Source organism: Rheinheimera marina (assembly GCF_042654345.1).
In the GTDB taxonomy this organism is placed as follows: Bacteria; Pseudomonadota; Gammaproteobacteria; order Enterobacterales; family Alteromonadaceae; genus Pararheinheimera; species Pararheinheimera marina.
On record NZ_JBHSGB010000002.1, the window covers coordinates 170,733 to 185,219 of the forward strand.

General features: G+C 51.5%; 12 protein-coding genes. 6 read left to right on the top strand and 6 right to left on the bottom strand.

The window, feature by feature from the left end:
* Positions 1 to 320: 320 nt before the first annotated feature.
* Together ssb and ACFO3I_RS02795 are read right to left on the bottom strand one after the other, a co-directional pair.
* Positions 321 to 968 (bottom strand): single-stranded DNA-binding protein, encoded by a 648-nt coding sequence (ssb, locus tag ACFO3I_RS02790; RefSeq protein ID WP_377331564.1) that lies wholly within the window; start codon positions 966 to 968, stop codon positions 321 to 323.
* A gap of 12 nt (positions 969 to 980) precedes the next feature.
* Positions 981 to 2,351 (bottom strand): MFS transporter, encoded by a 1,371-nt coding sequence (locus ACFO3I_RS02795; protein ID WP_377331565.1) that lies wholly within the window; start codon positions 2,349 to 2,351, stop codon positions 981 to 983.
* Between the two features lie 372 nt (positions 2,352 to 2,723).
* On the opposite strand from ACFO3I_RS02795, the gene ACFO3I_RS02800 reads away from it, so the two are divergent.
* The 5 genes from ACFO3I_RS02800 (at position 2,724) to ACFO3I_RS02820 (ending at position 10,050) form a co-directional block, all read left to right on the top strand.
* Complete coding sequence (locus ACFO3I_RS02800; RefSeq protein ID WP_377331567.1) at positions 2,724 to 5,942, top strand: TonB-dependent receptor; 3,219 nt, start codon at positions 2,724 to 2,726, stop codon at positions 5,940 to 5,942.
* 222 nt (positions 5,943 to 6,164) lie between these two features.
* The gene (gene uvrA / locus ACFO3I_RS02805) at positions 6,165 to 8,993 is read left to right on the top strand and encodes an excinuclease ABC subunit UvrA (RefSeq protein WP_377331568.1); all 2,829 of its coding nucleotides are present in this window, start codon (positions 6,165 to 6,167) and stop codon (positions 8,991 to 8,993) included.
* Positions 8,994 to 9,127: 134 nt separating this feature from the next.
* The gene (locus tag ACFO3I_RS02810) at positions 9,128 to 9,385 is read left to right on the top strand and encodes a type II toxin-antitoxin system ParD family antitoxin (RefSeq protein ID WP_337842482.1); all 258 of its coding nucleotides are present in this window, start codon (positions 9,128 to 9,130) and stop codon (positions 9,383 to 9,385) included.
* 5 nt (positions 9,386 to 9,390) lie between these two features.
* A complete protein-coding gene (locus ACFO3I_RS02815; protein WP_377331569.1) occupies positions 9,391 to 9,690 on the top strand; it encodes a type II toxin-antitoxin system RelE/ParE family toxin in 300 nt (99 codons plus the stop codon).
* Between the two features lie 177 nt (positions 9,691 to 9,867).
* Positions 9,868 to 10,050: a ribosome alternative rescue factor ArfA gene (locus ACFO3I_RS02820; RefSeq protein WP_377331571.1), complete on the top strand. Its 183-nt coding sequence runs from the start codon at positions 9,868 to 9,870 to the stop codon at positions 10,048 to 10,050.
* Between the two features lie 17 nt (positions 10,051 to 10,067).
* Here the strand turns inward: ACFO3I_RS02820 and ACFO3I_RS02825 are convergent, their stop codons facing one another.
* Positions 10,068 to 12,026, bottom strand: coding sequence for a DUF2075 domain-containing protein (locus tag ACFO3I_RS02825; protein ID WP_377331573.1), 1,959 nt, complete (start codon positions 12,024 to 12,026; stop codon positions 10,068 to 10,070).
* Positions 12,023 to 12,256: a helix-turn-helix domain-containing protein gene (locus tag ACFO3I_RS02830; protein ID WP_377331574.1), complete on the bottom strand. Its 234-nt coding sequence runs from the start codon at positions 12,254 to 12,256 to the stop codon at positions 12,023 to 12,025. Before ACFO3I_RS02830 ends, ACFO3I_RS02825 begins: the two co-directional genes overlap by 4 nt.
* Positions 12,257 to 12,385: 129 nt before the next feature.
* Between ACFO3I_RS02830 and ACFO3I_RS02835 the strand changes: the two genes are divergently transcribed.
* A complete protein-coding gene (locus tag ACFO3I_RS02835) occupies positions 12,386 to 12,568 on the top strand; it encodes a hypothetical protein (protein WP_377331576.1) in 183 nt (60 codons plus the stop codon).
* 45 nt (positions 12,569 to 12,613) lie between these two features.
* On the opposite strand, the gene ACFO3I_RS02840 is transcribed toward ACFO3I_RS02835, so the two are convergent.
* Entirely contained in the window at positions 12,614 to 13,846 is a 1,233-nt protein-coding gene (locus tag ACFO3I_RS02840; protein WP_377331578.1) for a Fic family protein, read from the bottom strand.
* Positions 13,847 to 13,947: 101 nt separating this feature from the next.
* Entirely contained in the window at positions 13,948 to 14,466 is a 519-nt protein-coding gene (locus tag ACFO3I_RS02845; RefSeq protein WP_377331580.1) for a DUF1569 domain-containing protein, read from the bottom strand.
* Positions 14,467 to 14,487: the final 21 nt, after the last annotated feature.

The following is a 14,487-nucleotide window of genomic DNA, read 5'->3' on the forward strand; positions in this document are numbered from 1 at the left end:
CGAGATTTTGGTTTGAAAACGGATCTCAACTTTCATCATCACGTCGAAATGAACGGCTCGGCGCCACGAAAAAATACCTGAGGGCATTCGCTCATATGCGCTTCATCACTTTTATTATACTGCGGCGTATTTTGATGGTTTTTACGGAATGAGCTCCACAAGATTTATACGTTATAAAATAAAAGGTGTGTGAACGGCAGTTGTTAACGAATTGATCCGTTATATTTTTGACAGGAAAAAACAAAGGGTAAGTAACTGATTTGTCTACTTACCCTTGTTAAATATTATGCTCTTACGTTATATAATTATAAAATTCCGGGTCAGAACGGAATATCGTCATCAAAGTCGATTGGTGGTTCCATCGGCGCACGTTGCTGCGGTGCATTCTGGTTAAAACCGCCTTGCTGACCACCAAAGTTGTTGCTCTGCTGGTTAAAGTTGTTTTGTGCCGGACGCTGCTGGTAACCCTGGTTTTGTGGTTGCTGCTGTGGCTGGAAACCACTTTGAGCCGGAGCCTGTTGCTGTGGCATGCGCTGTTGTGGTGCCTGGTTTTGTTGGAAACCGCCCTGACCACCCCCCTGGTTAGCGCCACCCATCTGGCCGCCGCCCATGCTGGCACCCTGGCCTTCACCACGGCCATCTAACATCTGCAAATCGCTGGCAATAATTTCTGTGGTGTAACGCTCGACACCGTCTTTATCCTGCCATTTACGCGTTTTCAGCCGACCTTCCAGGTAAACCTTACTGCCTTTACGCAGATATTCACCGGCAATTTCTGCCAGACGCTGATAAATCACCACGCGGTGCCATTCAGTTTGTTCTTTGCGTTCATTCGTTGCTTTGTCCGTCCAGCTTTCTGACGTTGCAACAGTTAAATTGGCGACTGCGCCACCTGTTGGCATATAACGGACTTCCGGATCAGTACCCAGGTTACCAATCAGGATTACTTTATTAATTCCACGAGCCATGCGACTTTCTCCTCAACTTTCGCGGCTGCCGCCGGCAACCAAAGACTGTGCCTCGGCCAGATTAAAATTCTGCTGACCCACTTTCAGATAACAGCGTTGTTCTGCCACCAGCACGGTGGCTTCCTGCACTCCAGGCAGGTGACATAAGCGCGCCGCCAACGCATCGGCAGCGGCCTGATTGGCCACATTCACGGGCAGGGATAAGCGTTGCGAACGCTCTGGCACTGTCATGCTACTGGCACAGACCAGCCATATTAAACCAATCAGCGCGAGGAAAACAAACAGGCTTTCACTACCCAGCTCACCGGAAATCCAGCCACCGAAAAGACCGCCTAAAAAGGCACCAAAAAATTGCGCACTGGCATAAGTGCCCATGGCCGTGCCTTTTAAACCGGCAGGCGCAATACGCGACAACAAGGCTGGCATACTGGCTTCCAGGTAGTTGAAGCCGGTAAAAAACAACAACAGCGCCAGCGCGATGCACCACAACTGCTGATTGCTTAAAATTAACACAAAACTAACAATAAGCAGACTGACCGCCAGTAAAAGGAAGCTTTTTTCCTGCTGTTTGCGGCTGGCGACGATCATTAGCGGCACCATAGCCACAAAGGCCAACAGGATCACCGGTAAATAAAGCTGCCAGTGCGAGGCTGACAAAAACTGCTGCTGTTCCAACAACGGCGGCAACACCACAAAGATGGCGGTCAGCAGCATATGTAGCACCAACACACCAAAGTTCAGCCGCAGCAATTGTGGGTGGCTGAACAGCGCAGCAATTTTACCCGGTGTGGCCAGGGTTTCAGCACCAGCGACTTTATGGGCAGCTTCCGGCACCACTTTCCACACCAGCAGAATTCCGCACAGGGCTATACCAGCGGTAAACCAGAAAATACCACTTAAGCCTGCGGCCGCCGCAATGGCCGGGCCCGCCACCATGGCCACCGCAAACGACAGGCCTATGGTCATGCCGATCACCGCCATCACTTTTGGTCTTTGTTCTTCGCGGGTGACATCTGATGCCAGTGCCAGCACAGCACCGGAAATAGCGCCCATGCCCTGCAACACCCGGCCAGCTGTCACGCCGTACACCGAGTCGGACAGAGCCGCGACCACTGAGCCCAGCACAAACAGGGCTAAACCAGTGAACATCACCGGCTTACGGCCAAAGCGGTCAGACGCCCAGCCCATAGGAATTTGCAGTACAGCCTGGGTCAGGCCATAAGCACCAATAGCTAACCCTATCCATAAAGGTGAAAAGCCAATCAGGTCTTGGCCAAAAATGGCAAACACCGGGATCAGCATAAATAAACCTAACATCCTGAAGGCAAAAACCAGCGCCAGCGAAATCGCGGCACGCCGCTCGACAGCGGTTAAATGTTGCATCAGCACAAAATCTCAAAGGACAGACGGGATTTCAGGGCCTGAACTCGGAGTTTCAGGCCCACCAACGAGGCGGCGATTCTAGCACAGCTGCGCGGGCAGCCACAGCGCCGAATGCCATGTGTTACTGGGTAACATTAATCATGTGAAATAAAAAAGTCACCAAATATAACAATTAATTATAAAGAGCTGTTTTTTCACCAAATAATGTTTACATATTCGCCATCATGGTACAAAGTAACATCAGAGCTTGACTTATTTGGTAGTGATGTCGGGTTTCACCAGGATAAACAACAGCAACATGAATCCGCTTTGTCTGTAGTTGCGCTGCCGGCAAAGCAGAATGGGACACAACAAGAAACGAGACTAAAAACCATGTCTGAATTACTCAGCTATAGCAACAAACACCGTATGCAAAAAACCAGGCTCAGCCTGGCTATTTCCGCCTCTTTATTGGGGCTGTGCCCACTGTTTGCCGGCGCACAAAATTTGCCTGAAAATGACAACGCTGTCACCAACAAAGAAAAAGGTGAACAGATGGAAGTTATTGAAGTAAAAGGCATTCGCGGCAGCATTATGTCGGCGCAGGATCTGAAGCGTTATGCCGACACCGTCAAAGACGTGATCACCGCCACTGACATTGGGGCGCTGCCGGATAAGTCAGTTACCGAAGCTCTGCAACGGGTGCCGGGCGTCACCATCGAACGTTTCGCTTCGTCTGACGACCCGAAACACTACGCTGACGAAGGTACTGGCGTGCTGGTGCGCGGCCTGGACCGGGTGCGTTCTGAAGTGAACGGCCGCGACGCCTTTAGCGCCAACCCTTGGGGTGGCCTGAGCTACGAAGATTTCCCGGCTGAATTATTAGGCGCGGTGGAAGTGGTGAAAAACCAGACTGCCGACCTGACCTCGGGCGGTATTGCCGGCACCGTTAACCTGATCACCCGCAAACCCTTTGACTCAGAAAAACGCTTAATTGCCTTTGGCGCCAAAGCCAACTATGGCGATTTCCGCGAAGACACCACGCCGTCTTTTAACGCGCTGTATTCGGACCAATGGGAAGTGAACTCAGGCCGCTTTGGGCTGTTACTGGCCGGTTCCCGTTCTGAATACCGCACCCGCGGTGACGGGGTGGGCTTAGGGAACTTCCATTCCCGCGGCGACTCCTTTGTTCCCACGCTGGACCAATGGGGTGGTATTACCGGGGTAGACCCGGATTCACCAGTCGATGGCCCGGCGCTGCCAGGTCAACCGGCCGGGACTGTCTGGCATGTGCCGGTGGCTATCCATATGAGCACCGCCGACAATGACCGCAAACGTAACGGTATTACCGGAGCCCTGCAATGGGCCAATAAAGACGATACCGTAGTCGCGACACTGGAGCACATCCGGTCGAACGCGTCGCTGGAATGGAACGAACGCCAGATTGGTCAGGCAGCCCAGGGCTTTAAAGGTTTTATGGGCTCGTCACAAAACTGGCGTGACGATTCCGCCACCGGCCGCCCACTGACGGTAGAAAACGGCTATGTCACTTCTGGTGTCGCTTTGGGCGTCAGCCCGGAAACACCATTTTTCTACCGCAGCCGCTGGAACTACAACGAAAATACGGTGGAAGACAGCTCCTTTAACCTGGCGATTAAAGCCAGCGACCGCTTAAAACTGGAATTCGATTACCAGCATATCGACTCGGAAAAAACCGTGCATAACTACAGCATGTCTGGCCAGACTCGCGGTAACCATGTGCATGCCGTGTCGCCTTATTACCTGGATATGCGTGGCGAACGCCCGACCATTGAGTTCTTAAGCGACAACATTCTGACCCCAGGCTGGTCACCCAATAACGACTGGAACGGCCCTGTGCCTAACCTGTTCCTGGGCAGTGGTATGGAGCAGGAAGAACACAACACCGCCAAAGCCGACAGCTTTAAGTTTGATGTCAGTTACCAGTTGGATGGTGTGTTTTCCAGCGTCAGATCCGGTATTTATTACTCAGACAAAGACCTGACAGTGCGCGACACCGCCTATGAAGGCTGGTCTGCCATTGGTACGCCATGGGACATGAATGACCGCAATGCAGCAGCTGCCGTCAACCGGCCTGAGCTGTTCGAACGGGTGGACTTCGCTAACTTCTATAATGGCAAAGTGCTGCAGGGCAACGTGAATAACTTCCTGTTCCCGCGCATGGATTTAGTGCGCAACTACGCGGACTCTTTACGTCAGGGTTGTGCCGACGGCTGGCATAATGCCACTTTAAGTGCGGCCAATGGCGGCGTTTGTACCGGAACTTATGTGCCATACACCGACAAACCAAACCGGGTGGAAGGGCCATTTGCGGCACATAACATCAGCTCGTCCAACGAAAAACGCACCGAAGTCTACCTACGTGGCGACTTTGAGCTGCCTAACCAGCAGTTCCCGCTGGTGGGTAACGTCGGCCTGCGTTATGTGAATTACCAACTGCAGTCGACCGGCGCCTTTGTGCAGCCACTAACCACTAAACGTGGTGAACCGGGCACCTCATTAAATACTGTGATGCAGCAGCCGCAATACAAACGCTATTACGACCTGGCCAACGGCGAATCTCAGCTCAGCACAGTAGACGGCACCGACTACAGCACAGTGCTGCCCAGCCTGAACCTGAGCTTCGAAATGTCGGAAGACGTGGTACTGCGTTTTGGCGCGTCCAAAGGACTGTATTACCCAAGCCTGGTGGACGCCCGTAATATCAGCCTGCTGGATTTAGACTACACCCGCATTTTACAAACGCCGGGGATGGACCAGGACGAAACCAACAACCCTGTGGTGGGGCTGGATGACATCGAAATTTCCGCGCTGGCCGGTAACCCCTACCTGGAGCCGGAAGAGTCGATCAACGCCGACCTGACCACTGAATGGTACTTTGCCCCAGCTGGTTTTATTACTGTGGGCCTGTTCCATAAAAAGCTGGACAACATTATCCGCAACCGCGCTTTTGATATGGACGTCACCTACGACGGTGAAACCTACGACGTGTCTGCCTATGGCCCGGCCAATACAGGTTCAGGCACCCTGCGCGGCGCCGAGTTTTCCTACTCGCAGTTCTACGACATGCTGCCGGGCTTATGGCGCGGTTTAGGTTTGCAGTTTAACTACACCTACATCGACCAAAGCGGCTTGGAAGATCCGAACGAAGTATCACGCGGCACTTTGGGCTTCGACGAAAACGGCAACCGTTTATCGGACAACCGCAATACCTTCCGGGTCTTCAGTGGTCTGCCGCTGCAAGGTTATTCCGACCAGAACATGAACATTGTTGGTATGTACGAGTACGACAAAGTGTCATTCCGTCTGGCGTACACCTGGCGCTCTGAGTACCTGCTAACGCTGCGGGAGTCGGAAGAGTATGTACCGGCTTATGCTGAAGCCTCTGGCATGATGGACGCCAGCTTCTACTACAGCATCAGCGACAACTGGAAAGTGGGTATTGAAGGCAGCAACCTGCTGAACACCGAAACCAAAACCCAGTACCAGATGAACCAGCAAGGTGACCGTACTCAGGCACTGAGCTTCACCACAGACCGCCGTTATGCCCTGAGCGTACGCGGTGTGTTCTAAGCACTAACCACTGGAATTGCTCCAGCAACAAAACCGCGTAGCCCCGGCTGCGCGGTTTTCTTTTTATCCTGCACAGGCACAAATCCAGCCCGACCAGCTTGCTGAAACAATTGTATTTATATACAGTATTCAGGCTTTTTTTCTGACCAGACTGATCCAGTCAGGCCACGCAGCCATACTGTGCATCAGTTTCTGTACTTCACCTCAGCCAAGAGACTAGCGATGGATAAAATTGATATCCGCGGTGCCCGCACCCACAACCTGAAAAATATCTCGCTGCAAATTCCGCGCGACAAACTGGTGGTGATCACCGGCCTGTCCGGCTCGGGCAAGTCGTCTCTGGCTTTTGATACCCTTTACGCCGAGGGGCAACGCCGTTACGTGGAATCGCTGTCGGCCTATGCCCGTCAGTTCCTCAGCCTGATGGAAAAACCTGACGTCGACCATATTGAAGGCTTGTCCCCGGCTATTTCTATTGAACAAAAATCCACCTCGCATAACCCGCGTTCTACGGTAGGCACCATTACCGAGATTTACGACTACCTGCGTTTGCTGTTTGCCCGGGTGGGTGAACCGCGCTGCCCAACGCACGACTTACCGCTGGCGGCCCAGACCATTACCGAAATGGTCGACAAGGTAGTGTCCTTCCCGGAAGGTACCAAGCTGATGGTGCTGGCCCCCGTGGTGCAGGAACGCAAAGGCGAACACGTCAAGACCCTGGAGACCTTAGCGGCTCAGGGCTACATTCGCGCCCGCATTAATGGCGAAATTTGTGATTTGTCGGACCCGCCAAAATTGGAGCTGCATAAAAAGCACACCATTGAAGTGGTGGTCGACCGGATTAAAGTGCGCGACGACATTAAGCAGCGGCTGGCCGAAAGTTTCGAAACCGCACTGGAGCTGTCGGGTGGTATTGCCAAAGTGGCGTCGATGGACGACCCAAACGCTGAAGAGCTGGTGTTCTCTGCCAACTTCGCCTGCCCTACGTGCGGTTATTCAATGGCCGAGCTGGAGCCACGGCTGTTCTCCTTTAACAACCCGGCTGGTGCTTGTCAAAGCTGTGACGGCCTGGGCGTGAAGCAGTATTTTGAAGCCGGTAAAGTCATTGTCAGCGACGAGCTGAGCCTGGAAGGCGGCGCTATTCGTGGCTGGGACAAGCGCAACTTCTATTACTACCAAATGCTGAAATCGCTGGCTGATCATTACGGTTTTAAGCTGGACGTCCCCTTCAGCAGTCTGAAAAAAGACCACCAGTTGGTGATTTTAAACGGCACCGGCAAAACCGAAATTGAATTTAATTACCTGAACGACCGCGGCGACATTATTAAACGCAAACACCCGTTCGAAGGCATTTTGCCCAACATGGAACGGCGTTATCACGAAACCGAATCGATGGCGGTGCGGGAAGAATTATCCAAGTATTTAGCGTCGCAAGCCTGCCCAAGCTGCCATGGCTCGCGGCTGCGCGAAGAAGCCCGCCATGTGTTTATTGGCCAAACCAATTTGCCCACTGTAGTCGAGCTGTCGATTGGCGACTGCCTGAACTTCTTTAAACAGCTGCAACTGACCGGCCAACGCGCCAAAATTGCGGAAAAAGTGCTGAAAGAAATTCAGGACCGGCTGATGTTTTTAGTCAACGTGGGGCTGAATTACCTGAACCTGTCGCGCAGCGCCGAAACCCTGTCGGGCGGTGAAGCCCAGCGTATTCGTTTAGCCAGCCAAATCGGTGCCGGTTTAGTCGGCGTGATGTATGTACTGGACGAGCCGTCTATTGGTTTGCACCAGCGCGACAACGACCGGCTGCTGGCCACCCTGAACCACCTGCGTGATTTGGGCAACACAGTGATAGTGGTGGAGCATGACGAAGACGCCGTGCGCGCGGCCGACCATATTATCGACATAGGCCCGGGTGCCGGTGTGCATGGCGGCGAAATTGTTGCCCAGGGCACACTCAAAGACATTATGGCCAGCAAAGATTCGCTGACCGGCCAGTACCTTTCGGGCGTACGTAAAATTGAAGTGCCAGCCACCCGCCACCAGGGCAAAGCCGGTAAAGGCCTGAAAATTGTTGGCGCGAGCGGCAATAACCTGAAAAACGTGACGGTAGAAATTCCCTTTGGCGTGCTGACCTGCGTGACAGGGGTGTCCGGTTCAGGCAAATCGACTCTGATCAACGACACTTTATTCCGGGTGGCACACAAAGTGCTGAACGGCGGCGAAGCCGGTGACGAACCAGCGCCACACAAAGCCGTAGAAGGTTTTGAGCATTTCGATAAATGCGTCGACATCGACCAAAGCCCCATTGGCCGCACGCCACGCTCCAACCCGGCCACTTACACCGGCATCTTCACTGCCATTCGCGATTTATTTGCCGGTACTCAGGAAGCCCGGTCCCGTGGTTACCAGCCAGGCCGTTTCAGCTTTAACGTCAAAGGCGGCCGTTGTGAAGCCTGTCAGGGCGACGGCGTGATCAAGGTAGAAATGCACTTCCTGCCCGATGTGTACGTACCTTGCGACGTCTGTAAAGGCAAACGCTACAACCGCGAAACGCTGGACGTGAAGTACAAACACAAGAGCATTCACGAAGTGCTGGAAATGACGGTGGAAGACGCCCGCGAATTTTTCGACAGCATTCCGGCGGTGTCACGCAAACTGCAAACCCTGATGGACGTGGGCCTGAGCTACATCAAACTCGGCCAGTCAGCCACCACCTTGTCGGGCGGTGAAGCGCAGCGGGTGAAACTGGCGAAAGAGCTGAGTAAACGCGACACAGGCCAGACGCTGTACATTCTGGACGAACCGACCACAGGCCTGCATTTCTACGACATTCAGCAGCTGCTGAACGTGCTGCATAAGCTGCGTGACCACGGCAACACCATTGTGGTGATCGAACATAACCTGGATGTGATTAAAACCGCAGACTGGATTATCGATTTAGGCCCGGAAGGCGGCAGCGGTGGCGGTGAAATTCTGATCACCGGCACGCCAGAACAAGTGGCCGCCTGCGAACAATCTTACACCGGCAAATACTTAAAGCCATTGCTGGCTTAACCTGCTGCTGATCTACCCGTAGGGGTGGGGTTTACCCCACCCACATTTTCGCTGCTCTCCAGCCCAACCAATACAATCATTGACAATCTTTGTATCAAATTCTAGCCTTAAGACAGGCAGCTTTGGAGGCCAGTATGCATATTTCATTAACCCCTGAACTTGAATCCCGGGTAAAAGCCAAGGTAGAAAGTGGCTTATACAACAATGCCAGCGAAGTCATTCGTGAAGCGCTGCGTTTTATGGATACCCATGAAGACTGGATCCACGAAATCAAACTGGCCCGGCTAAGAGAGCAGTTAAAATCGGGAATAGACCAATTAGATAGAGGCGAAGGCATAGTGCTTGAGTCAAAAGCTGCACTGGATGCACTGTTTGACGATATACAGGCCTGACCCTAATGGCTGCGTACCAGCTGGTTCTTGCGCCAGCAGCCAAAGCCGACCTGAAAGAAATTTACCCGTATGGCTTACGCCAATGGGGACAGAAGCAATCCGAAAGTTACCTGCAACAGATCAAAAATCAGCTCTGGACCATCACTCTCCAGCCTTTGATTGGCAGGGAACGCACAGAACTTTTAGCTAACATTCGCAGTTTGCCTGTCGAAAGCCACACCTTGTTTTATCGCATTGCGTTCAACCGTATTGAGATTATTCGCGTATTACACCGCCGCCAGGATCCGAGGCGTCATTTAAAGTAACTGAACACAAAAATCCGGCGGCCCTCTCACTGCTGCCTGCGCCTGCACTTTAACCCGCCTTTGGGCGCAAACGGGCCAATCAACGGAACAATGACACTTTTATTTGCTTACAAAACCTAAGTTGCCGAAAAAACCAACAACCTTTACACTGCGCGCAGTTTCAACCAAGGAGGCATTATGGCCAAACAGCAACAGCCGCTGCAGCCACACCAGCACGAACGCGGCACCATCACCGACAACGCCCTTAAAGCAGTCGTCACCAGTAAACTCTTTACCACCCGGGTGGTAAAAGCGAAAAAGGGCAAAGGGTCCTACTCAAGAAAAGGCCGTAACTCGAAAGATTACGGCCTTTTTGTTTGAGGCTTCAACAACTTATTTCAGACGATCTCTTCAATTCCACAGTCTTTTAAGTAATCCGCAGTTTTCTGATAAAAATCAGGATGACGAGTGTGGTCGTCTTCCGCTCCAAGCGGAACGTAAATCACCATTCCTTCCCGAGCTCGCGTCAAAAGTACCCGATAAGCATTTTCTAGATATTGTTGCTGTTCCGATTTCCGTCTACGTTGCCAGCTGGAGCCAGTAAATCGCCAATGATCAAATCGATTTCCCACCCAACGAAAATCCGCATCCCACGCAACTACCGCCCAGTCCAGCTCTAAGCCCTGAACGTCAAACTCTGTTGCAACATCTTCAAGGTAATTGCTGGAACGTATGTCGTCACCATTGGCTAAAAACCAATGCTCAGGCTCAATGGTATTTTTTACAAAGATGCCGTCCGCCTTCAAACGCAATGCATTCGAAGATGCCAATAAACCACATCGACGATTGGCTACTGTTTTTTCTTTAACCCAGCGTTTTGCGACTGAAAGTGCACGAGTGAACTTGATTGGAAAAACATGCTGAAACTTTTGGTAAATAGCATGAGCAGCTCGGCAGTCCCCAGCTATCAAAAAATGAATAAAATCAGCTAAGTTTTCTGCCCTGAAAGAGCGCATCGAAGTTGCCAAATGCAACGAGGGTTCTTTTAAATAACGCTCAACTTGGAATCGAGCAATATCTCCACGAAGGTACTGCCCATGAAATAAATTTGGAGAACAGTAAACCTGCCAATCTGAATACGAGCGCTTAACAGCATCAAACCAACCAGCAAGCCCAGCTTCACCGGTATTGATTTCTTGTCCACCGCCAATTAGTGCAATAATCACTGCCCAGTCTTGATGTCTATCCATTACCGACATCAGAAACTCAGGCTCAGACTGCTTAAAGTCCTGAATCCCGCGCTTTCTTTGCATAAAGTTTGCTGTCTGCACTAAATCCCAAGCTCTTTGGGCTTCATCAAAAATGGCGACGTGTTCGGCTGGTGGCATTGTATTTTGCAGGCTTTCATCCCGAAATCGATGAATATTTTGAATGAACGCCTGCGTTGTTTGACGAGCCTCTTGTTTAGTGCATGTTGATAATGGATCTGAGCTTAAATCACGCGCAAGCGCCTCCTGTAAAACAGCAACCAAAGGCCCGTTTCCACTCAAAAAAACAGAATACTCCTCATCTTCTTTTTTTGAGTGTTGAGTCGCAATATTTAGCCCAACTAACGTTTTCCCTGCTCCCGGCACACCTGTTACAAAACAAATAACCTTTTGCTGTTCCGTTTTAGCCGTATGGATAATTTCAAGCAGACGTACACTAGTTACTGCGATATTGTCGCCACTAGCTTCAGAACGAGCAATAGCCTCAACATTGTGGTTTGCGTATAGCGCTTGAGCTGCCTCAATAATGGTCGGTGTCGGCTTATAAGGGGAGTGAATCCAACGCACCGGATCAAAATGCAAGCCTCCAGAATGGGAGATCTGTGTTTGGATCACCTGCAGTAGGAAATCACCATTAGTACAAATCAGAGCCGAAACGCCTTCAGCATTAAATTCTGCGTCAGCTTCAACATGAGTAGCTTTTGAACAAACTAATATAGGCACGATCTTTTTGTCGTGACTTCCTGCATGGAAGTGTTTGAGATCAAAGGCATAGCCCGATGCTTGAACGCGATCGGCATAAGCAAATTTATCCGCGCCGACTTTAAATTCAATGACAAACACCAGTCCAGCTACTACTAAAACACAGTCCGCCCGTTTTCCCATACGAGGGATAACGAACTCAAAACAGAGTAAACCTTGTTCTGGTAGTTGGCTGACAACTCGGCGCATCAAGCTTATTTCATACCGCCAAGCTTCCGTTTGGCTGTGAGTGACATCTTGTGTATGAGCTGGCAGTAACTGACCAAAAACATCCCCCTCATTACCAAGCAAAAAATCACGAAAGGAAGCTTGATACATCGCTCTCATGCAGCCCCCTGAACCACAGGCGTCAGGAAAAGTGAACTTGGTTCAACCTGTAAGGCGTGAGCAATTTTTAGGATGTTTTTCAGGCTGGGATTACGTTTGCCACGTTCAATACCACTAATGTAGGTGCGGTCTAATTCTGTGAGCTCGGCCAAACGATCTTGGCTCAGTTCTCGCGCAAGTCTTAGCTCCCGAACTCGTGCTCCAAATTGCAAAAAGGCGTCCTGACTCATGATCCATTCTCTGGCGCAACTATTGGATCATGGTCAACCGATGTGACTTATAATTCTATGGACTATAAGTCACATAAATTTTAAAGTGCCTGTATTTATTAATAATGTCAGTTCGCCAGAGGAGTAAGCATGAGTGATTACGACATCATTTATATGCAGGAAGTAAATGAGTTATTACTCGCCACATATTCGATTTCAGTTTTAGATACTGGACTCAGCTGTGCAGAATGGCAACTGCGCTTTGGTGACCGCCCAGCAAACGAGGCCGTGGAATTTTATGCCGAAGAATATGGTTTAACAGAACTGGAGTGACCAATTGTTTATAGCTAAAGAACCTTAAACGGAGTCGAAGGCTATTTATGTTTTCGCCTCTGCGGCAACCTTATATCTCGTACTCCTCCCCCCTGCATCCGTCTTTACCATATACCCCAGCGTGACCAGCTGGGCGAGATGACGGGTGGCGGTGGCGCGGCTTACTTTGGCGACTTTTTCGTACTGGCTGCTGCTTATGCCGTCGGCAAAATCACCGTCCAGCAGGCGATTCAGTACTTTCACTTGTTCTTTGCTTAGTTGGGACTGGTCGGCACGCTGCCAGAATCTGGTTTTTTGCAGCGTCAGGTCTATGTCGGCCAATGCCTGTTGCAGGCTACTTTTCAGGGTTTCGAGGAACCAAAGCAACCAGGCTGTAATGTCGGTGTCGCCCTTTTGGCTTTGCTCCAGAATGTCGTAATAACTGCTGCGTTTTTGCAATATGGCGACCGACATGGCGTAACAGCGGATGGACTGGTGCTCAGCCTGTGCCAAGGCAAGATCGGTCAGCAGCCGGGCTAAACGGCCGTTGCCATCTTCCATCGGGTGCAGGGTGATAAACCAGAAATGGGCAATGCCGGCCCGAAGTAATGGGTCCAGCTCTGTCTGGCCGGCCGATTGGTTAAACCAGCCGATAAATTGCTGCAACTGAGCTTCCAGAACAGAGCGTGGCGGCGCTTCAAAATGCACCTTAGGTTTTTCGATCCGGCCGGAAACCACCTGCATCGGCTCGCCACCGCGCAATTGCCCACCCACCACCTTATTGGTGAGTGACTCCACGGGAGGAAACAACCAGGCATGCCATTGCAGCAGTCGTTCCAACGACAAAGGGTCCGCCCAGTTACCAATGGCGTCATACAACATGGCCGCCAGACCTTCGGATTGAAGGGTTGTCGGTGCATTTTCAGGTTCTGCGATGCCGAGTTTTCGGGCCAACGAAGAGCGTACCAAACTATGGTTCAGCCGCTCACCTTCAATAGCGCTGGAAAGGGTTGTCGGTGCATTTTCAGGTTCTGCGATGCCGAGTTTTCGGGCCAACGAAGAGCGTACCAAACTATGGTTCAGCCGCTCACCTTCAATAGCGCTGGAGGTGAGGATATTGGCCAATAAGGTGTCGAGGGCCAGCTGCGGGTTTTCAGTCGCGCCGGTTTTGCCCAGCAACAGGCCCTGCAAAAAATGCAATTCACGCAACAGCGGTGCTAATTCAAGGCTGTTGTAACGAAAAGGCTGTGCTGTATCAGGCTGGTTCCCCGGCCAGTCGGGCTGTTGCCATACCCACATAATGGCTCCCTGAGGCAAATAGACCCTCTAATCTACTCACTAAATGAGGCAAATAGCAAACTTAATTGCCTCATTTAGTGAGGCAATTAAGTGCAAAAGGCTTAAGCAACGACTGAAATCTGGCTTAAATGCTGTTCAATATGCAGCTGGTGGGCGGCTAAGTAGTCGGCTTTGGACAGGTTGCCGTAGGCAAAATGCGGCTGTAACCCGGTGGCTTCGTTAAAGTTTTGCAGCGTAGCCACCAAGTGGCCCAGCGCGTAATCGACAGAGAGTGCCGGGTCCAGTGCGGCCATGCCTGGGATTGGCTGATCCAGCGGGTGCTGCATGGCTCCCGCGGCTTTAAACACCTGCAGCGCTAAAGGGCCAACTGTGTGGCTGAACCAGGCTGCTTTATGTTCAGGAAAGCCTTCTAGCGAACCCTGCACACTTTGGGCTAAATGCTGAAAAATCTGGCTTGGGTTCCAGCTGCCACTGCTTTGCAGGGTTTTGCCCTGCAGCGCCAGCAACCTGGCCAGCAAAGGTTCGTAGTCTGGTGTATAACGGCTGGCCGCCACACTGACGCCAGCGCCAGTAATCACCGGCACTGCGGCCAAACCAATTAAAAAACCTCTGCGATTCATCAGCATACTCCTTAAAACCAG

Excerpts from the sequence above, each read along its gene's own strand:
- ACFO3I_RS02800 (WP_377331567.1), top strand. The coding sequence starts at position 2,724 with ATGTCTGAATTACTCAGCTATAGCAACAAACACCGTATGCAAAAAACC.
- ACFO3I_RS02835 (WP_377331576.1), top strand. The coding sequence starts at position 12,386 with ATGAGTGATTACGACATCATTTATATGCAGGAAGTAAATGAGTTATTA.
- uvrA (WP_377331568.1), top strand. The coding sequence starts at position 6,165 with ATGGATAAAATTGATATCCGCGGTGCCCGCACCCACAACCTGAAAAAT.
- ACFO3I_RS02820 (WP_377331571.1), top strand. The coding sequence starts at position 9,868 with ATGGCCAAACAGCAACAGCCGCTGCAGCCACACCAGCACGAACGCGGC.
- ACFO3I_RS02795 (WP_377331565.1), bottom strand. The coding sequence starts at position 2,351 with ATGCAACATTTAACCGCTGTCGAGCGGCGTGCCGCGATTTCGCTGGCG.
- ACFO3I_RS02845 (WP_377331580.1), bottom strand. The coding sequence starts at position 14,466 with ATGAATCGCAGAGGTTTTTTAATTGGTTTGGCCGCAGTGCCGGTGATT.
- ACFO3I_RS02815 (WP_377331569.1), top strand. The coding sequence starts at position 9,391 with ATGGCTGCGTACCAGCTGGTTCTTGCGCCAGCAGCCAAAGCCGACCTG.
- ACFO3I_RS02810 (WP_337842482.1), top strand. The coding sequence starts at position 9,128 with ATGCATATTTCATTAACCCCTGAACTTGAATCCCGGGTAAAAGCCAAG.
- ACFO3I_RS02825 (WP_377331573.1), bottom strand. The coding sequence starts at position 12,026 with ATGAGAGCGATGTATCAAGCTTCCTTTCGTGATTTTTTGCTTGGTAAT.
- ACFO3I_RS02840 (WP_377331578.1), bottom strand. The coding sequence starts at position 13,846 with ATGTGGGTATGGCAACAGCCCGACTGGCCGGGGAACCAGCCTGATACA.
- ssb (WP_377331564.1), bottom strand. The coding sequence starts at position 968 with ATGGCTCGTGGAATTAATAAAGTAATCCTGATTGGTAACCTGGGTACT.
- ACFO3I_RS02830 (WP_377331574.1), bottom strand. The coding sequence starts at position 12,256 with ATGAGTCAGGACGCCTTTTTGCAATTTGGAGCACGAGTTCGGGAGCTA.